This window comes from Nonomuraea purpurea (assembly GCF_042650645.1).
Taxonomy (GTDB): domain Bacteria; phylum Actinomycetota; class Actinomycetes; order Streptosporangiales; family Streptosporangiaceae; genus Nonomuraea; species Nonomuraea purpurea.
This window is the reverse complement of record NZ_JBHSBI010000017.1, coordinates 26,294-43,605: the sequence shown is the minus strand read 5'-3', so window position 1 is coordinate 43,605 and position 17,312 is coordinate 26,294. Positions and strand designations below refer to the sequence as shown.

18 protein-coding genes are annotated in these 17,312 nt (G+C 70.2%); 13 read left to right on the top strand and 5 right to left on the bottom strand.

Features of this window, described 5'->3' with window-relative positions; genetic code table 11:
• The first annotated feature begins 2 nt into the window (after window positions 1–2).
• The gene (locus ACFOY2_RS30745) at window positions 3–1,637 is read left to right on the top strand and encodes a serine/threonine-protein kinase (protein ID WP_379531588.1); all 1,635 of its coding nucleotides are present in this window, start codon (window positions 3–5) and stop codon (window positions 1,635–1,637) included.
• Between the two features lie 6 nt (window positions 1,638–1,643).
• Here the strand turns inward: ACFOY2_RS30745 and ACFOY2_RS30740 are convergent, their stop codons facing one another.
• On the bottom strand, window positions 1,644–2,654 hold the full coding sequence (locus ACFOY2_RS30740; RefSeq protein ID WP_379531587.1) for a LacI family DNA-binding transcriptional regulator: 1,011 nt from the start codon (window positions 2,652–2,654) through the stop codon (window positions 1,644–1,646).
• Window positions 2,655–2,910: 256 nt separating this feature from the next.
• Between ACFOY2_RS30740 and efeU the strand changes: the two genes are divergently transcribed.
• The 12 genes from efeU to ACFOY2_RS30680 all read left to right on the top strand — a co-directional run bounded on the left by efeU (window position 2,911) and on the right by ACFOY2_RS30680 (window position 14,998).
• The gene (gene efeU, locus ACFOY2_RS30735; RefSeq protein WP_379531586.1) at window positions 2,911–3,738 is read left to right on the top strand and encodes an iron uptake transporter permease EfeU; all 828 of its coding nucleotides are present in this window, start codon (window positions 2,911–2,913) and stop codon (window positions 3,736–3,738) included.
• Window positions 3,739–3,749: 11 nt separating this feature from the next.
• Window positions 3,750–4,880, top strand: a complete 1,131-nt coding sequence (gene efeO, locus ACFOY2_RS30730) for an iron uptake system protein EfeO (RefSeq protein WP_379531585.1) — start codon at window positions 3,750–3,752, stop codon at window positions 4,878–4,880.
• Window positions 4,881–4,893: 13 nt separating this feature from the next.
• Window positions 4,894–6,147: an iron uptake transporter deferrochelatase/peroxidase subunit gene (gene efeB, locus ACFOY2_RS30725; protein ID WP_379531584.1), complete on the top strand. Its 1,254-nt coding sequence runs from the start codon at window positions 4,894–4,896 to the stop codon at window positions 6,145–6,147.
• Between the two features lie 64 nt (window positions 6,148–6,211).
• Complete coding sequence (locus ACFOY2_RS30720) at window positions 6,212–7,162, top strand: STM4015 family protein (RefSeq protein WP_379531583.1); 951 nt, start codon at window positions 6,212–6,214, stop codon at window positions 7,160–7,162.
• On the top strand, window positions 7,159–8,076 hold the full coding sequence (locus ACFOY2_RS30715; protein ID WP_379531582.1) for an STM4015 family protein: 918 nt from the start codon (window positions 7,159–7,161) through the stop codon (window positions 8,074–8,076). Before ACFOY2_RS30720 ends, ACFOY2_RS30715 begins: the two co-directional genes overlap by 4 nt.
• Before the next feature lie 2 nt (window positions 8,077–8,078).
• Window positions 8,079–9,038 (top strand): STM4015 family protein, encoded by a 960-nt coding sequence (locus ACFOY2_RS30710; protein WP_379531581.1) that lies wholly within the window; start codon window positions 8,079–8,081, stop codon window positions 9,036–9,038.
• A complete protein-coding gene (locus ACFOY2_RS30705) occupies window positions 9,035–10,048 on the top strand; it encodes an STM4015 family protein (protein WP_379531580.1) in 1,014 nt (337 codons plus the stop codon). The genes ACFOY2_RS30710 and ACFOY2_RS30705 overlap by 4 nt, the downstream gene beginning before the upstream one ends.
• Window positions 10,045–11,013 carry an STM4015 family protein gene (locus ACFOY2_RS30700; protein WP_379531579.1) on the top strand — a complete coding sequence of 323 codons (969 nt, stop codon included), beginning with the start codon at window positions 10,045–10,047 and terminating at the stop codon, window positions 11,011–11,013. The genes ACFOY2_RS30705 and ACFOY2_RS30700 overlap by 4 nt, the downstream gene beginning before the upstream one ends.
• A gap of 2 nt (window positions 11,014–11,015) precedes the next feature.
• Window positions 11,016–12,059: an STM4014 family protein gene (locus tag ACFOY2_RS30695; protein ID WP_379531578.1), complete on the top strand. Its 1,044-nt coding sequence runs from the start codon at window positions 11,016–11,018 to the stop codon at window positions 12,057–12,059.
• Window positions 12,060–12,115: 56 nt separating this feature from the next.
• Window positions 12,116–12,901: an STM4013/SEN3800 family hydrolase gene (locus ACFOY2_RS30690; RefSeq protein WP_379531577.1), complete on the top strand. Its 786-nt coding sequence runs from the start codon at window positions 12,116–12,118 to the stop codon at window positions 12,899–12,901.
• Entirely contained in the window at window positions 12,888–14,153 is a 1,266-nt protein-coding gene (locus tag ACFOY2_RS30685) for an STM4012 family radical SAM protein (protein ID WP_379531576.1), read from the top strand. The genes ACFOY2_RS30690 and ACFOY2_RS30685 overlap by 14 nt, the downstream gene beginning before the upstream one ends.
• Entirely contained in the window at window positions 14,147–14,998 is an 852-nt protein-coding gene (locus ACFOY2_RS30680) for an STM4011 family radical SAM protein (protein ID WP_379531575.1), read from the top strand. Before ACFOY2_RS30685 ends, ACFOY2_RS30680 begins: the two co-directional genes overlap by 7 nt.
• A gap of 6 nt (window positions 14,999–15,004) precedes the next feature.
• On the opposite strand, the gene ACFOY2_RS30675 is transcribed toward ACFOY2_RS30680, so the two are convergent.
• From ACFOY2_RS30675 to ACFOY2_RS30660, 4 genes are all read right to left on the bottom strand, one after another.
• Window positions 15,005–15,424 carry a hypothetical protein gene (locus ACFOY2_RS30675; protein ID WP_379531574.1) on the bottom strand — a complete coding sequence of 140 codons (420 nt, stop codon included), beginning with the start codon at window positions 15,422–15,424 and terminating at the stop codon, window positions 15,005–15,007.
• A gap of 58 nt (window positions 15,425–15,482) precedes the next feature.
• Entirely contained in the window at window positions 15,483–15,749 is a 267-nt protein-coding gene (locus ACFOY2_RS30670) for a hypothetical protein (RefSeq protein WP_379531573.1), read from the bottom strand.
• Between the two features lie 77 nt (window positions 15,750–15,826).
• Window positions 15,827–17,005 carry a DUF6745 domain-containing protein gene (locus ACFOY2_RS30665; protein ID WP_379531572.1) on the bottom strand — a complete coding sequence of 393 codons (1,179 nt, stop codon included), beginning with the start codon at window positions 17,003–17,005 and terminating at the stop codon, window positions 15,827–15,829.
• Complete coding sequence (locus ACFOY2_RS30660) at window positions 17,005–17,301, bottom strand: hypothetical protein (protein WP_379531571.1); 297 nt, start codon at window positions 17,299–17,301, stop codon at window positions 17,005–17,007. The genes ACFOY2_RS30665 and ACFOY2_RS30660 overlap by 1 nt, the downstream gene beginning before the upstream one ends.
• Between the last annotated feature and the right edge of the window lie 11 nt (window positions 17,302–17,312).

The following is a 17,312-nucleotide window of genomic DNA, read 5'->3' as shown; positions in this document are numbered from 1 at the left end:
CCGTGACCGAACTATCGGTGCCCGGCTACGAGATCAAGGGCGTGCTCGGGCAGGGCGGCTTCGGCGTGGTCTACCTTGCCCTGCAGTCGGCGGTGGGCCGCGAGGTGGCGCTCAAGGTCGACAACCGCGTGCTGCTGTCCGACCGCGACAGGCGCCGCTTCATGCGCGAGGTCACGGCCGCCGGGGCCCTGTCCGGCCATCCGCACGTGGTGCCGGTCTACGACGCGGGCCTGCTGTCCGACGGGCGGCCCTACATCGTGCTCGAACTGTGCCCCGGCGGGTCGCTGTCCGGCCGTGTCCTGTCCCCGCACGAGGCCCGCGACGTGGGCGTGCGCATCGCCGACGCCCTGGCCGCCGCGCACGCGCAAGGGGTGCTGCACCGCGACGTCAAGCCCGCCAACATCCTGGTCAACCGGTACGGCCACGTGGCACTGTCGGACTTCGGCCTGGCCACCATGCCCGCCTCCGGCCCCGACGCCTCGGTGACCCGCGAGTCCCTGACCCCGTCCTATGCCCCGCCCGAGGCCTTCGACCTGGCCGAGCCGGCCCCGGCCGGCGACGTGTACGCTCTGGCGGCCACCGTCTACGCCCTGATGTCGGGCCGTCCGCCGCGTTTCCCCGAGAGCGGCGTGCCGAACCTGGCCATGATCCTGGCCCTCCACCGGCTTCCCGTCCCGGAGATCCCGGGCGTGCCACCCGAACTGACCGCCGTGCTCCGCCAGGCCCTGGCCGGCGACCTCCGCGAACGCACCCCCACGGCTCTGGCCTTCCGCGACGCCCTGGCCGCCGTCCCCCTCGCCCCGGGTCCCCACGCGCCGCCCGTCTCCCACGCCTCGGGCCACCGCGCGCCATCCGTGCCCCACGCCTTGGGCCACCACGCGCCGCCCGTCCCCCATGCCTCTGGGCCCCCTGCGCCGCCCGGTCGTCACGCCGCCCCTCAAACTCCAGCCCTGCCGCAGTCCCCCGTCCCGCGACAGCCCGACACCGGCCCTCCGCCCGGCAGTCACGCCGACACCGTTCCCCCGGCCCCGCACGGCGTCAACAGGGTCCTGGTCGCCATCATCGCCGCCCTGTCCCTCGTGATCGTGGCCGGCGCGGGAGCGTTCGTCTACACCCAGGTCATCGAGCGCCCTCCGCCCGTGAGCACCGCCGCCCCCACAGCCAAGTCCCCCACGTCCCCCACGGCCACGTCGCCCACCCCCCAGCCCGATGTCTTCGACGGCCTGGACACCTTCACGGCGAACTGCCCGGCGGCGAAGATCCGCGGCGCCGACGCCGCCTGCGTCCGCGAGTCGGAGTGCTGGAGCGGCCTGGTCATCATCGTGGGCGACACGAAGGCCAGACGGCTCGGCTGCGAGGAGCTCCACTCCTGGGAGACCTTCGCCGTCGGCCCGATCCCGAAGGACGCCGACACCTACGTCAAGCAGGATCTCGCCAAACACCCGACGGTCAAACGCGTCTGCAGCCGCACGGTCCTGCTGGCCAGCAGAACGCCCGCCGGCCGGAGGATCGCGCCCGCCAACTGGATGGCCGACGTCATGCCTCCGTCGCAGTCCCAGTTCGAGGACGGCGTGCGCTTCTACCGCTGCATCGCCCGCGCCAACGGCCTGGAACCCCGCAAGTCCTACTTCCGCTGAGGGGCGTCACCCGTGGCGGGCCGTGCTCTCCCGGACGATCAGTTCCGTGGCCAGCTCCACCCGCTTGGTCTCGGGCGCCTCGCCCCGCCCCATGGCCAGCACCGTGCGCGTGGCCAGGGCGGCCATCTCCTGCAGCGGTTGGCGGACGGTGGTCAACGGCGGCCAGGCCGACTTGGCCAGCGGGAGGTCGTCGAAGCCGACCACGCTGAGGTCCTCGGGGACGCGCAGGCCGCGCTGCCGGGCCGCCTCGAAGACGCCGAAGGCCTGCAGGTCGCTGCCGGCGAAGATGGCGGTCGGGGGGTCGGCGAGGGAGAGGAGTTCGTGGCCCTCGTCGTGGCCTGAGTCGACCAGGAACGTGCCGCGCCGGATGAGTTCGGGGGCGATCGGGACCCCTGCCGTCTCCAGGGCCGCGCGGTAGCCGTCGATCCTGGCCTGGCTGCACAGCATGTCGGCGGGGCCGCTGATCATGCCGATGCGGCGGTGTCCCAGCTCCAGGAGGTGGCGGGTGGCGGCCAGGCCGCCGTTCCAGTTGGTCGCGCCGACCGAGACCACGCCGGGGGCGGGCTCGCCCTCGGGGTCCACCACCGCGAACGGCAGTGAGCGGGCGCTGAGCTGGGCCTGGATGCCGGTGGACAGGCGTGAGGCGACGATGACCACGCCGTCGGTGCGGCGGGCGGCCAGGCGTTCGAGCCAGTCGCGCCCGGGGCCCGCATGGGTGTGCAGGACCGAGATGACGACGCTGGACCCGCCTTCGTGGGCCGCGCTCTCCGCGCCGCGCACGATCTCCATGGCCCAGGGGGACTCGATCTCGGCGAAGACCAGGTCGACGAGCCCGGCCGGGGTGTCGTCCTGGCTGATGCGGCGCTGGTAGCCGTGTTCCTGCAGCAGACGTTCGACCCGGTGGCGGGTCGCCGGCGCGACCTCTGGGCGTCCGTTGATGACCTTGGACACCGTCGGGATGGAGACGCCGGCCTCCTCCGCGATCAGTGCGATCGTCACCCGCCTCTTCGCTGACACAAATCGGGAGTGTATCCGAAAGTTTCGGTTTGGGATCGCTCCCAAGACAGGTGTTGACGCTTTCCATACCAGCTACCTACCAACCAGGAAACGAAATTATCGGCCAGTTCACGAAACTTTCAGGATGGGATCCCTAGTGGGTGCTGGTCGCGACGAAGGGCTGATTGCCGAGGTGAGACTGTTCACTCCCCCTTGCGCAGGTATGCTTCGGCTGCCCTAATTTAGGTAAGGCTTTCCTCATCAATCGGGAGTGACGGTGTTCGCCAGCTACCTCATCGGACTGCGCGAAGGTCTCGAAGCGGCGCTCGTCGTCTCGGTCCTCGTCGCCTTTCTGGTCAAAAGCGATCGCAAGGACCGGCTGCCCCAGGTCTGGACGGGGGTCGGCGCGGCCGTGGCGCTGTCGGTGGGCTTCGGGGCGCTGCTGACGTTCACCGCGGCCCGCCTCGGCCACACCGGGCAGGAGCTGTTCGACGCGATCACCTCGCTACTCGCCGTCGTGTTCGTGACCGCGATGATCTTCTGGATGCGCAGGGCCGCCCGCGCGCTCTCCGGCGAGCTGCGGGGCAAGCTCTCCGACGCGCTGGAGGTGGGCTCGACGGCCGTGATCGCGATGGCGTTCCTGGCCGTCGCCCGTGAGGGGCTGGAGACGGCGCTGCTGTTCTTCGCCTCCGTGCAGGGCGCCACCGCGACCGCCGCGCCGCTGATCGGCATCACCCTGGGGCTGCTCACCTCCGTGCTGATCGGCTGGGGTATCTACCGCAGCGCCGTACGCGTCAACCTGACCACGTTCTTCACCTGGACGGGGCTGCTGCTGATCCTCGTGGCCGCGGGGATCTTCAAGTACGGCGTCCACGACCTGCAGGAAGCCGGCGTGCTCCCGGGACTGAGCACCTACGCCTTCGACATCAGCGCGATCATGCCCGCCGACTCCTGGTACGGCACGCTGCTGTCGGGCATGTTGAACATCACCCCGCAGCCGAGCGTCGCCGAAGCCGTCGCCTGGGTCGTCTACCTCGTTCCCACGCTCTTCCTCTTCCTGCGCCCGAAGCGCGTCACGTCCACCCCGGCGCCCTCGGCCGCCTGAACAGGAGCACCATGCGTACCGCAATCCGCCTGTCCGCCGGCGCGCTCACCCTGGCGACGCTGGCCGCCTGCGGCTCGGGCAACACCGCCGCGCCCGCCGGGTCCGCCGCCCCCGGCAAGGTCGCCGTCGCGGCCTCCGACACCGCGTGCAAGGTCGCCGCCGCCGAGGTCGCCGCCGGCACCACGACGTTCGCGATCACGAACGGCGGCAGCAAGGTGACCGAGTTCTACGTCTACGCCCCGGGAGACCGGGTCATGGCCGAGGTGGAGAACATCGTCCCCGGACTGACCAGGGAGCTCATCGCCGAGCTGCCGGCGGGCGCGTACGAGACCGCCTGCAAGCCGGGCATGGTCGGCAAGGGCATCCGCAACGCGCTGAAGGTGACCGGCGAGCACAAAGCGCTCACCGCCGACGCCAAACTGGCCGACGCGGTCGCCGGCTACAAGCGCTACATCAAGTCGCAGAGCGACACGCTGCTGGTCAAGACGCAGGAGTTCGTGGACGCGGTCAAGTCGGGCAAGATCGACGAGGCCAAGGCGCTGTACCCGGTCGCGCGTACGTACTGGGAGCGCATCGAGCCGGTGGCCGAGATCTTCGGCGACCTCGACCCCGCCATCGACGCCCGCGAGGCCGATCTGGCCGACGGCGAGAAGTGGACCGGCTTCCACAAGATCGAGAAGGATCTCTGGATCCACAAGGACATCAGCGGGAGCGGCCCGATCGCCGACAAGCTGATCGCCGACATCAAGACGATCGTGGACAAGTCCAACGCCGCCGAGCTGACCCCGCTGAACCTCGCCAACGGCGCCAAGGAACTCCTCGACGAGGTAGCCACCGGGAAGATCACCGGCGAGGAGGACATCTGGTCGCACACCGACCTGTGGGACTTCGACGCCAACCTCGAAGGCTCCAAGGCGGCCGTGCAGTCGCTCAGGCCGGTGCTGGAGGAACGCGCTCCCGACCTGGTCAAGACGCTGGACGAGAAGTTCACGGCGGCCGAGGGGGCGCTCGACGTCCACCAGGAGGGGGACGGCTGGAAGCCGCACGACGAGCTGTCCAAGGCCGAACTGAAGACGCTGTCCGACTCGATCAACGCGCTCGCGGAGCCGATCTCCAAGATCGCGCCGGTTGTCGCGAAGTGAGGGGGTGGCGACCATGGCTGCCAGGATGAGCCGGCGCGGACTGCTCGGGCTGGGCGCGGCGGGCGCCGCGGCGGTCGGTGCGGGCGTCGTGGCCGCGAACACGCTGTTCGACGAGCCGCCCGTCGCGCACGCCGCCTCGACCGCCGACCCGTTCCCCTTCTACGGCGAGCACCAGGCGGGCATCGTCACGCCCTCGCAGGACCGGCTGCACTTCGTGTCCTTCGACGTCACCACGGACAAGCGGGCCGAACTGGCGGAACTGCTGCAGGAGTGGACGGCCGCAGCGGCGCGGCTGACGCAGGGCGAGCAGGCCGGGCCGTTCGGCGCGGTGGGCGGGGCACCCGAGGCCGCGCCCGACGACACCGGCGAGGCGCTCGGACTGCCCGCCTCCGGGTTGACGCTGACGGTCGGGTTCGGGGGGTCGCTGTTCGACGACAGGTTCGGGCTGGCGGGCAAGCGTCCACCGGCCCTCGCCGACCTGCCGAAGTTCCCCGGGGAGCAGCTCATCCCGGAGATCTCGGGCGGCGACCTCTGCGTGCAGGCCTGCGCGCACGACCCCCAGGTCGCCGTGCACGCCATCCGCAACCTGGCCAGGATCGGCTTCGGCAAGGTCTCCGTACGGTGGTCGCAACTCGGCTTCGGCCGTACCTCCTCCACCTCCCGCGCCCAGGCCACCCCGCGCAACCTCATGGGCTTCAAGGACGGCACCGCCAACCTCAAGCTGGAGGACACCGACCTGCTGCGCGAACAGCTCTGGGCGGCCCGGGAAGACGGGGCGGCCTGGATGGCGGGCGGCAGCTACCTGGTGACCAGGAAGATCCGCATGACGGTCGAGACCTGGGACCGCACATCGCTGGCCGAGCAGGAGCAGATCTTCGGCAGGAACAAGGGCGAGGGCGCGCCGCTGCACGGGAAGAAGGAGTTCGACACTCTCGACTTCGACGCCGTCGGGCCCGACGGCAAGCCGGCGATCGCGGCCGACGCGCACGTACGACTGGCCCACCCGAGTTTCCACGGCAACGCCCATCTGCTGCGCAGAGGCTACAACTTCGTGGACGGCTCCGACGGGCTCGGCCGACTGGACGCGGGGCTGTTCTTCATCGCCTACCAGCGCGATCCGCGCAAGCAGTTCGTGCCGGTGCAGCTGAGCCTGGCCAAGGACGACCCGCTCAACGAGTACATCAAGCACGTCTCCAGCGGACTGTTCGCCTGCCCGCCCGGCGTGCGGGACGCGGGAGACTACTGGGGACGCACGCTCTTCGAGTGATCGAAGTGTCGGAAGGTTCTGGTAGGACAGGACGCATCAACCCGCCCGACCTAGGACCTCCCCCATGACCGATAACGACGAAGGCTTCGGCCACTACGCCGGGCTGCCGACGACCGAGGTGCACGAGCTGTCCGACGGCGGGTGGCCGCCCGACAGCGCCGCGGTCGCCTGGCGGATCAGCGCGATCCACTGGACGACCATGCCGCGGCCGATCGGCGAGATCTTCGACGCCTTCTTCGAGCGCGCCGACACCTCCCGCGTCACCGCGATCGTCATCGGCCCGTGGACGGGGCCCAACGACGAGAGCTCCAAGGTCGTCATCGACCGGCTGATCAGCGAGGCTGAGCGGCTGCCCGCGCTGCGCTCGCTCTACCTGGGCTCGATCTCCCTGGACGAGACCGAGATCTCCTGGATCCAGCAGTCCGACATCACACCGCTGCTGGAAGCCTTCCCCAAACTCGAACGCCTCGACGTATGCGGCGGCGCCGGCCTGGCCCTGAGCCCCGTACGGCACGAATCGCTGCGCACGCTCCGCGTCGAGACCGGCGGCCTCGACGGCGCGGTGACCCGAGGCGTGGCCGCCAGTGACCTGCCCGCGCTCGAACACCTGGAGCTCTGGCTCGGCGTCGAGGAGTACGGCGGCACCACCACGATCTCCGACCTCGACCCGATCCTGCGCGGCGACCGCCTGCCCGCGCTGCGCCATCTGGGGCTGCAGGACAGCGAGGGCCAGGACGACATCGCCGCCGCCGTGGCCATCGCGCCGATCATCGCCAGGCTCGAATCGCTGAGCCTGTCCATGGGCGTGCTCACCGACACCGGCGCCGAATCACTGCTCAGCGGTCAGCCCCTCACCCACCTGCGCCGACTCGACCTGCACCACCACTTCCTCTCCGACGCCATGATGCGACGGCTGACCGAGGCCCTGCCCGGCGTCGAGGTCGACCTGTCCGAACAGGAGGAGCCGGACGAGTACGACGGCGAGACCTGGCATTACGTGGCGGTGAGCGAATGAGCACCATCGACTACCGCCGCCACTACGCCGGGCTGCCGACGATCGAGGTACGTGAGTTGCCCGACGACTCGTGGCTGTCCGACAGCGCCACGGTCGCCTGGCGGATCAGCGCGACCCCCTGGTCGCGCCCACCGAAACCGATCGGGCAGGTCTTAGACGCCTTCTTCGAGCGCGCCGACACCTCCCTCGTCACCGCGATCGTCATCGGCCCATGGGGTGACCCCAGCGAGAGCTCCAAGGGTGTCATCGAGCGGCTGAGCGGCGAGGCCGAGCGGCTGCCCGCGCTGCGCTCGCTCTGCCTGGGCGATATCGATCGGGAGGAGTCCGAGATCTCCTGGATCCAGCAGTCCGACATCACACCGCTGCTCCAGGCGTTCCCCCAGCTCGAACGCCTCGACGTGCGCGGCGGCACCGGCTTGGCCCTGACCCCCGTACGACACGAGTCCCTGCGCGTCCTCCGAATCGAAACCGGGGGCCTCCACGGCGCGGTGACCAGGGCCGTGGCCGCCGGCGACCTGGCCGCACTGGAGGACTTGGAGCTCTGGTTCGGCGTCGAGGACTACGGCGGCAGCACCACGGTGTCCGATCTCGAGCCGATCCTGCGGGGCGACCGGCTGCCCGCGCTGCGCCATCTGGGGCTGCAGAACGCCGAATTCCAGGACGACATCGCCGCCGCCGTGGCCACCGCCCCGATCGTGGCCAGGCTGGAAACGCTCGCCCTGTCCATGGGCGGGCTCACCGACGCCGGAGCCGAGGCGCTGCTCACCGGCCAGCCCCTCACCCACCTACGCCAACTCGACCTGCACCACCACGACCTCTCCGACGCCATGATGCGCCGGCTGACCGAGGCCCTGGCCGGGGTCGAAGTCGACCTGTCCGAGCATGGGGCGCCCTACGTGGCGGTGGAGGAATGAACATGATCGACTACCGGCACCAGCCGTCTCACCACGAGCGTTACGACCAGGAGTACGCAGGGCTGCCCGTGGCCCACGTCCTCTGGGAGGAAGAGGACGGGCCGCACCCGGAGGCCGGGGCGGCGGCGTGGCGGCTGCACGCCTCCGTATGGGATGACGACGTCCCAAGCTTCATCGACGAGGTTCTCAACTGGTTCTTCGACCACGTCGACACCACCCAGGTGACCGCCGTCGTCGTCGGCAACTGGGGGGAGTGCACCGACATCGACTCCCAGATCGTCGTCCAGCGGCTGTCGGCCGAGGCCGCCCGGCTGCCCGCGCTGCGCTCGCTCTTCTTCGGCGCGATCCCGCCGGAGGAGGCCGAGATCTCCTGGATCCAGCAGTCCGACCTCACCATGCTGCTGGAGGCGTTCCCCAGGCTCGAACGCCTGGAAGTGCGCGGCGGCGAGGGCCTGGCCCTGCGACCCGTACGACACGAGTCGCTGCGCGTCCTTCGGATCGAGACCGGGGGCCTGCCCAGCACGGTGGTCCGCAGTGTGGCAGTCAGTGACCTGCCCGCGCTGGAACTCCTGGAGCTGTGGTTCGGCGTCAACGGGTACGGCGGAGACGCGACGGCCGCCGACCTGGCCCCCATCATGAGCGGCGACCGCCTGCCCGCGCTGCACCACCTGCGCCTGCAGAACGCCGAATTCCAGGACGACATCGCCGCCGCCGTAGCCGGCGCGCCGATCGTCGCCAGGCTCGAATCGCTGAATCTGTCCATGGGCGTGCTCACCGACACCGGCGCAGAATCACTGCTCAGCGGCCAGCCCCTCACCCACCTGCGCCGGCTCAGCCTCAATCACCACTTCCTCAGCGACGCCCTGATGACCCGCCTCACCGACGCCCTGCCCGATGTTGAGCTGATCCTGACCAATCAACGCAAGAACGACGAATGGCGATATGTGGCGGTGAGCGAATGAACAGCACGATCGATTTCCGGCACCAGCCCTCCCGCTGGGAGCGTTACGACGGGGAGTACGCCGGGCTGCCGGTGGCCCCTGTCCCCTGGCCGGAGGAGTCGGGGCCGCCGCCGGAGGCCGGCTCGGTGGCCTGGCGGTTCGAGATGAACGACTGGGACGACGAGGACGACGCCCCGGACGAGGGCGGCCCGGACGAAGACGACGAGGGCAACGAGAAGGTCGACGCGGCTTTCGGCTGGTTCTTCGAGCATGTCGACACCACGAAGGTCACGGCCATCGTCGTCGGCGAGTGGGAGTCGTGCTACGACACCGACCCACAGGACATCATCGATCAGCTGGTCGAGAACGCCGACAAACTGCCCGCGCTACGCTCGCTCTTCTTCGGGGCGATCACGCCGGACGAATGCATGATCACCTGGATCCAGCAGGGCGACATCACGGAATTGCTGGAGGCGTTCCCCAAGCTTGAACGCCTGGAAGCACGCGGCGGCACCGACCTGTTCATGCAGCCCGTCCGGCACGAGTCACTGCGCACGTTCCGCATCGAAACCGGCGCCCTCTCCGACAGAGTGGTCAGGGCCGTGGCGGACAGCGACCTGCCCGCGCTGGAACTCCTCGAACTGTGGTTCGGCGCCGCCACCTACGGCGGCAACGCCACGGCCGCCGACCTCGCCCCCATCATGAGCGGCGACCGGCTCCCGTCCCTGCGCCACCTGCGACTGCAGAACGGCGAGTTCCAGGACGACATCGCCGCCGCCCTGGCCACCGCGCCGATCGTCGCAAGGCTCGAATCACTCAGCCTGTCCATGGGCTCACTCACCGACACCGGAGCGGAATCCCTGCTCACCGGCCAGCCCCTCACCCATCTGCGCCGGCTCGACCTCAGTCGCAGCTACCTCAGCGACGCCATGATGACCCGCCTCACCGACGCCCTACCCGACGTGGAGCTGATCCTTTCCGACCAGGACAAGGCCGAGGGCGACTGGCGTTACGTGGCGGTGAGCGAATGAACGTGATCGACTTCCGGGACCAGCCGTCCCACCACGAGCGTTACGACGAGGAGTACGCCGGGCTGCCGGTGACCACCGTCCCGTTGTCGGAGGAGGACGGGACGCAGTCGAAGGCCGGAGCGGTGGCGTGGCGGCTGCACGCGACCGAATGGGACGACGACGCCCCGAGCGACGACATCCGCGAGGTTCTCGACTGGTTCTTCGACCACGTCGACACCACCAAGGTGACCGCCATCGTCGTCGGCAACTGGGAGTGCACCGACAACGACTCCGAGATCGTCGTCCAGCGACTGTCGGCCGAGGCCGCCCGGCTGCCCGCGCTGCGCTCGCTCTTCTTCGGCGCGATCCCGCCGGAGGAGGCCGAGATCTCCTGGATCCAGCAGTCCGACCTCACATCGCTTCTGGAGGCGTTCCCCAAGCTCGAACACCTGGAGGTGCGCGGCGGCTCCGGCCTGGTCCTGCAGCCCGTGCGGCACGAGTCGCTGCGTACGCTCCGGATCGAGACCGGCGGCCTGCCCAGCGCGGTGGTCCGGGGTGTGGCGGCCGGCGACCTGCCCGCGCTGGAGTTCCTGGAGCTCTGGTTCGGCATCGCCGAATACGGCGGCGACGCGACGGCCGCCGACCTCGCGCCCATCATGAGCGGCGACCGGCTCCCGTCCCTGCTCCACCTGCGCCTGCAGAACGCCGACTTCCAGGACGACATCGCCGCCGCCGTAGCCGGCGCGCCGATCGTCGCCAGGCTCGAATCCCTGAGCCTGTCGATGGGCTCGCTCACCGACGCCGGCGCGGAATCCCTGCTCACCGGCCAGCCCCTCACCCACCTGCGCCGACTCGACCTCAGCCACCACTACCTCAGCGACACCACGATGACCCGCCTCACCGACGCCCTGCCCGACGTGGAGCTGATCCTGACCAACCAGCGGAAGACCGACGACGACTGGCGTTACGTGGCGGTGAGCGAGTGACGATGCGCTTCGCCGTTGTCGGGACGCCCGGTGATCGTCGGGTTTCGATGTTTCGCGACGCCGTGGTCGCGCGCGGGCTTCCCGAGCCGCATGTGATCCCTTGGCGGGACGTGCTGGCCGGGCGGGAGATCGGCGCGCCCGAGGGTGCGCTGTTGCGCGTCGACTCGCCGGGTGAGGACGCCGAGGCCGACGCGTTGCTGCGCGGGCCCGGCGATCCTGCCCGGGTCGGCGGGGGCGCGGCCTGGTACAAGGCGTTCACGGCCGGGTTGGAGCGGGTGGCCGTGATCCCCGGCGTGCGGCTGCTGGGGGACGTCGGGGAGATCGGGGTGATGTTCGACAAGCGGCGCTGCCACGCCGTGCTGTCGGCGGCCGGGGTTCCGGTGCCGCCCGCGTTCGAGATCGGTTCCTACGCCGAGCTGCGTGCGGAGATGGAGCGCCGGAGCTGGGCCAGGGTGTTCGTCAAGCCGGCGCATGGCTCGTCGGCGTCTGGGGTGATCGCGTTGCAGACGGCCGGCGAGCGCGTCAAGGCGGTCACGTCGGCAGCCTGGACGGACGAGGGCGTGTTGTGCAACTCGCTGCGCGTGCGTACCTACACCTCTCACGAGGACGTGCGGCGGGTCGTGGACTTCCTGGCCGGTGACGGGCTGCACGTCGAGCGGTGGTTTCCGAAGGCGTCCGCCGGTGACCGGGTGTTCGACCTGCGGGTGGTGACCGTGGCGGGGGCGCCGACGCATGCGGTGGTGCGGATGAGCCGTACCCCGATGACGAACCTGCATCTCGGGGGCGCGCGCGGCGATCTGGAGCTGGTGCGGTCGCGGCCCGCGTTGTGGGAGCGGGTGCTGGAGGTGTGCACGCGGGTGGCCGGCTGTTTTCCGCGGAGTCTGGCTTTGGGGGTCGATGTGATGGTGGGGAGCGATGGGCGGTCGGTGGCGGTGGCGGAGGTGAACGCGTTTGGCGACCTGCTCCCCGGTTTGCCGGATATTTCAGGAAACGGGCGTGACACGTACGCCGAACAGGTCCACGCGATCCTGGCAGGCGTCCGATGAGCCCGAACAGCACCCTGAACACGGACGGCACGCCGAACACGAACAGTGCTCTGAACATGAATGACATCGTGGGCACCCACGACATCCTCATGGTCACCCTCGACACCCTCCGCTACGACGTCGCGACCGCGCTGGCCGACGCCGACCTGCTGCCCAACCTGCTGCCACCCGGTGCCCGCTGGGAGCGGCGCCACAGCCCGGGAAGCTTCACCTACGCCGCCCACGCCGCCATGTTCGCCGGGTTCCTGCCCACCCCGGTGACGCCGGGGCCGCATCCGAGGCTGTTCGCGGCCACCTTCCCCGGCAGCGAGACCACGGCGGAGGGCACCTGGGTGTTCGACGCGCCCGACCTGCCCACCGGCCTGGCGCGTGCCGGCTACCACACGGTGTGCGTCGGCGGCGTCGGCTTCTTCAACAAGCTGACGCCGCTCGGGTCCGCGCTGCCGGGCCTGTTCGCCGAGAGCCACTGGGAGCCGGAGTTCGGCGTGACGAACCCCGCGTCCCTGGAACGCCAGATCGACCGCGCCGCCGAGGTGTTGCGCGACCGTCGCGAGCCGGTTTTCCTGTTCGTGAACGTCTCGGCCCTGCACCAGCCCAACCACTTCTACCTGCCCCGCGCCGGCGGCGACTCCCTGGAGAGCCATGCGGCGGCCCTGCGTTACGTGGACCGGCACATCGGGCGGCTCTACGCCCTCATGCGCCGTCCGTGCCTGGTGATCGTCTGTTCCGACCATGGCACGGCGTACGGCGAGGGCGGGCACGTCGGCCACCGGATCGGCCACGAGGTGGTCTGGACGGTCCCCTACACCGAGTTTCTCCTGGAGCGCCATGCGGCCGTATGAGGGTTACGTCTACGCCTATCCCCACAAAACCGCCTACCGGCCGCTCGACCCGCGTCCACGGCTCAAGGACGTCTGGGCCGAGGAGCGGCCGGGCGCGCTGTACGTGCACATCCCGTTCTGCGAGATGCGCTGCGGCTTCTGCAACCTGTTCACCCGCACCGGTGCCCCCGAGGAGCTGGTCACGTCCTACCTCGACGCGCTCGAACGCCAGGCCGTCCAGGTGCGTGCGGCCCTGGGCGAGACCGGCTTCACCACGGCGGCCTTCGGCGGCGGCACGCCGACCTACCTCAGCGCCCGCGAGCTGACCCGGCTGTTCGACCTGACCGAGCGCGTGATGGGCGCCGAATTCGAGCAGATCCCGTTATCGGTTGAGACCTCCCCCGCCACCGCCACGTCCGACCGGCTGTCCGTGCTGGTCGAGCGGGGCGCCACGCGGGTCTCGATCGGCGTGCAGAGCTTCATCGACGCCGAGGCCCGCTCGGCCGTACGCCCGCAGAACCGCGCCGAGGTGGACGCCGCGCTCGACACGATCAGGACGGCCGGCGTGCCCGTGCTCAACATCGACCTGATCTACGGCATCGACGGGCAGACGGTCGAGTCCTGGCTGTACTCGATCGAGGCCGCGCTCGCCTGGCGGCCCGAGGAGCTGTTCCTGTACCCGCTCTACGTCAGGCCGCTGACCGGGCTGGGCAAGCAGGGACGGGCCTGGGACGACCAGCGACTCGAGCTCTACCGGGCGGGCCGCGACCGGCTGGTGGCGGCCGGGTACGAGCAGGTTTCCATGCGGATGTTCCGGTTGCCCGGATCGTCCACGGCCACGGAGTACTGCTGCCAGACCGACGGCATGGTGGGGCTGGGGTGCGGCGCGCGGTCGTACACGAGCGAACTGCACTACTCCTTCGAGTACGCGGTCGGCGCACGGCACGTACGCGCGATCATCGACGACTACGTGGGCAGGACGGAGTTCGACGTGGCCAACGTGGGGTTCGCGCTCTCGATCGACGAGCGCAAACGACGCCACCTCATCCAGTCGCTGCTGCAGGCCGAGGGGCTATCGCGCGAGCTGTACCTGCAGCGGTTCGGCACCGACGTACTGGCCGACTTCGCCCTCGACGCCTTCGACGGCCGGCTGCTGGTGGATGCCGCCACGGTCAGGCTGACCGCCGAAGGGCTGGCCCACTCCGACGCGATCGGGCCCGCCCTGTTCTCTCCCGAGGTCAGGCGGCTCATGGACGCGTACGCGGCATGCTGACCATCCTCTACCGCGGACCCCTCGCGAGCTGCGACTACGACTGCGCCTACTGCCCGTTCGCCAAGCGCCGCGACACGCCGGAGCAGTTGCGCGCCGACCGGGCGGCGCTGGAGCGCTTCGCCGGGTGGGTGGCCGAACAGCCGTTCCAGGTGTCGGTGCTGTTCACGCCGTGGGGCGAGGGCCTGGTCAGGTCGTGGTACCGTCGCGCGCTCGTGGGGCTGTCCTGGCTGCCGAACGTCGCCAGGGTCGCCATCCAGACCAACCTGAGCTGCCGTACGGACTGGCTCTCCGAGGCGTCGGACCGGGCCGCGCTCTGGGTGACCTACCACCCGACGCAGGTCCGTTATGACCGCTTCCTGAAGAAGATCCGCTCACTTCCTGTACGCCACAGCGTCGGCATCGTGGGCGACCCCACGCACCTGCCGCACGCCCGGCGACTGCGGGCCGACCTGCCCGCGGAAACGTACCTGTGGGTCAACGCCGAGGAGGGCCGCCTCTACACCGACGACGAGGCGGCCGAGTGGTCGTCGATCGACCCGCACTTCCACTACAGCCGGTTCGCGCATCGCAGCGCGGGACTGGCCTGCCGCACCGGCGACAGCGTGATCTCGGTGAACGGCGACGGCACGGTACGGCGCTGCCACTTCATCCCGGAGGAACTGGGCAACCTGTACGACGGCTCGTACCGCGAGGCGCTGCGCCCGCGCCCCTGCCCCGCAACGGCCTGCGACTGCCATATCGGATATGTCCACCTGGAACCGCTCGGCCTCTACGACGTCTTCGCCGGCGGGATCCTGGAACGCATCCCCGCGACCTGGCCAGGGACGCCGTCTCCGCCTCGATGAGTTCTGTCAGCCGATCAGATCGAACGGTAGCCGGGGCTCGATCTTCGCGAGCATGGCGGCGCCATCCCGGGTGGTGAGCACGGGAGCGGACCGATTGAGGGCCAAATCTGCGGTCTGGGCGTCTTCGAGGGTGAGCCCGAGGGCGCTCATCAGAAAGCCCGAGCGGATGGCGCGTTCCCCGTCACCACCCCGGTCGACAAGGTGATCGACGACGATGGCGGGGTTGGTCAGCAGTGCCTCGACTCGGGCGGACAGCCGTTGCAGATACAGCTCAGGGTGGCTGCTCGTGGCCGTGGCCAGCACCGCGGAGGGCAGGACAAGAGTGACCATCTCGCGGGCGGCGGCCGCGAACAGGAGACGAATGTCCTTGTCTCCTCCGAGGTATCCGGCCACGGCGGGAGTGTGCAGGACGCGACCGCGAATCATGCGGCCTCCTTCGTCGGCCTCATGATTCCTTGCCTATTGATGACCTCGACAAGCTCGGTCATGCGGCGTTGTGCCCGTTCTCGTCCAGGAGTTCGGCAGAGGAACGCCGCAACCGGGCCGCCCAGTAGTCCTCGCGTTCCGGGTTGTCGGGCAAGGGTTCGCCGAATGCTTCCGCTTCGCGAGTCAACCACGCTTCCCGCCGGCGGGCGGCCGTGACCAGCTCGGCAAGGCCGGCGGAGAAGGAAGGAACCTCTCCGGCCCTCACCTTTTCATCAAGCCAGGCGGCATCCTCGTCAGGCAGGCTGATCGCTCTCTTCTCGGTCATACCAAAACGGTACCCCAGTAGTACCGGCGTGACTCGGATTCGAGTCGAACTCCGATCAGATCCGGCTGAGACCGCGGTCAGGTCTCGCGTTCGGGCTGGTACTCCTCCTCCTGCACCCCGAACGTCCACGCGACGCCCTCCCTGGCCCGCTCGACCCACGGCGGCACTCTCAGGAAGTAGGTGCGGCTGGTGCCGTCGGGCTCGGGCGTGGAGTTGACGACCTCCACCATGGCCAGCGGCTCGTCGTCGGCCAGCTCCACCCGCCACAACACGCCGGTCTCGTCGGTGTGCACCGGCTTCGCGCCCGACTCGACCAGGTAGCGGTCGAGGCCGAAGTGCTCCATCATGGCGCGGCGCAGCTCGGCGTTCTCCTCGGCGCGGATGCGCTCGGGGGTGAGCCCGGCCATCGTGGCCTCGAAGTCGGCGGGGACGGGCATGCCGTGCCAGGCGTGCAGCGCGAAGCCGTCGGCGAAGGCCAGCGCCGGTCCGTCCGCGCGATGCAGCCGGCCGAGGTCGTCGAGGTGCACCTCGATCGGACGTCTCGTGACGATGGCCACCCGCTCGTACGGCCACCACCAACCCGCCCGCTCGGCCACCCGCTTGAGCCCGTCGAGCCCGTCGAACGCCGACAGCCACGGGGCGTCGTGCTGGCCCAGGACGGCGTCGAGCGTCATCTGGCGCAGTTCCTCGCCGCCGAACTCGTCGATGCCCCGGCGGATGTCGGTGACGAGCCGGTTCACCTGCGGCCACAGCCGCCCGCCGGTCTCCTCCCACAGCGCCGCCCAGCCGGTGGGGCCCAGCTCGGCGTAGGCGGCCGACCTGGCTCGCTCCCATGGAGCCGTACGGACCGCCTCCCGTACCGACCGCCCCGGCTCACCGAGCCCTCGCAGCATCCGGAACACCAGCGCACCATCGGAGGCAACCCCTTCGCCCTCGAACTCCAGCCCTCGTCCGGAAACACCATCGCCGCCCGCCGCAGGCCCGGCCACGCCGGCGCCCGAACCCGGGAGCCCGCCGGGGGCGAATCCGGCTCTTTCCAGGCGCTGGAGGTAGTCGGCTTCCAAGCTCCCGCGGTGCTCGTCGTCGCCGGTCAGCCAGGACGCCGCCACGGCTCCTGCCAGGGGCGAGGCCAGCACGATGACGTGCTCGGGCTCGGCCAGCCCGGCCTCACGGTAGGCCTGGCGGACGGCGGCCTCGGGATCGTCATCGCTCTGTCCGGTGGCGACGGCGAGCCGCTCCCACGTCAAGGTCGTCATCAGTCAGCCACCACCCGGTAGGAGCCGGGCACGTACTCGCGCTGCCGGACCACGCGGTACCAGCCCTTGGGGAGGGAGATCGCGTCGTGCTCCTCGTGCACGAGCCTGCCGCCTTCCGGCAGGTGCAGGAAACCGCCGCAGAGCGTGCCGGGGCCGGGGATCGCGTGGCAGTGCCCGGTGGCCTCGCCAAGCGCCAGCACCAGCCGCCCGCGCGCGTCCCTCGGCTCTGGCCGCATCGTGCGGGGCGCGGACTCCTCGGGCACGGGCACGATCAGGATGTCACCCTGTCGGTACATCGACCAAACCT

What these genes read in the sequence shown, in the direction of transcription:
- ACFOY2_RS30665 (WP_379531572.1), bottom strand. Translation starts at nt 17,005, where the DNA reads ATGACGACCTTGACGTGGGAGCGGCTCGCCGTCGCCACCGGACAGAGC.
- ACFOY2_RS30670 (WP_379531573.1), bottom strand. Translation starts at nt 15,749, where the DNA reads ATGACCGAGAAGAGAGCGATCAGCCTGCCTGACGAGGATGCCGCCTGG.
- efeB (WP_379531584.1), top strand. Translation starts at nt 4,894, where the DNA reads ATGGCTGCCAGGATGAGCCGGCGCGGACTGCTCGGGCTGGGCGCGGCG.
- efeO (WP_379531585.1), top strand. Translation starts at nt 3,750, where the DNA reads ATGCGTACCGCAATCCGCCTGTCCGCCGGCGCGCTCACCCTGGCGACG.
- ACFOY2_RS30695 (WP_379531578.1), top strand. Translation starts at nt 11,016, where the DNA reads ATGCGCTTCGCCGTTGTCGGGACGCCCGGTGATCGTCGGGTTTCGATG.
- ACFOY2_RS30660 (WP_379531571.1), bottom strand. Translation starts at nt 17,301, where the DNA reads ATGTACCGACAGGGTGACATCCTGATCGTGCCCGTGCCCGAGGAGTCC.
- ACFOY2_RS30715 (WP_379531582.1), top strand. Translation starts at nt 7,159, where the DNA reads ATGAGCACCATCGACTACCGCCGCCACTACGCCGGGCTGCCGACGATC.
- ACFOY2_RS30685 (WP_379531576.1), top strand. Translation starts at nt 12,888, where the DNA reads ATGCGGCCGTATGAGGGTTACGTCTACGCCTATCCCCACAAAACCGCC.
- ACFOY2_RS30710 (WP_379531581.1), top strand. Translation starts at nt 8,079, where the DNA reads ATGATCGACTACCGGCACCAGCCGTCTCACCACGAGCGTTACGACCAG.
- ACFOY2_RS30675 (WP_379531574.1), bottom strand. Translation starts at nt 15,424, where the DNA reads ATGATTCGCGGTCGCGTCCTGCACACTCCCGCCGTGGCCGGATACCTC.
- ACFOY2_RS30690 (WP_379531577.1), top strand. Translation starts at nt 12,116, where the DNA reads ATGAATGACATCGTGGGCACCCACGACATCCTCATGGTCACCCTCGAC.
- ACFOY2_RS30720 (WP_379531583.1), top strand. Translation starts at nt 6,212, where the DNA reads ATGACCGATAACGACGAAGGCTTCGGCCACTACGCCGGGCTGCCGACG.
- ACFOY2_RS30700 (WP_379531579.1), top strand. Translation starts at nt 10,045, where the DNA reads ATGAACGTGATCGACTTCCGGGACCAGCCGTCCCACCACGAGCGTTAC.
- ACFOY2_RS30680 (WP_379531575.1), top strand. Translation starts at nt 14,147, where the DNA reads ATGCTGACCATCCTCTACCGCGGACCCCTCGCGAGCTGCGACTACGAC.
- ACFOY2_RS30705 (WP_379531580.1), top strand. Translation starts at nt 9,035, where the DNA reads ATGAACAGCACGATCGATTTCCGGCACCAGCCCTCCCGCTGGGAGCGT.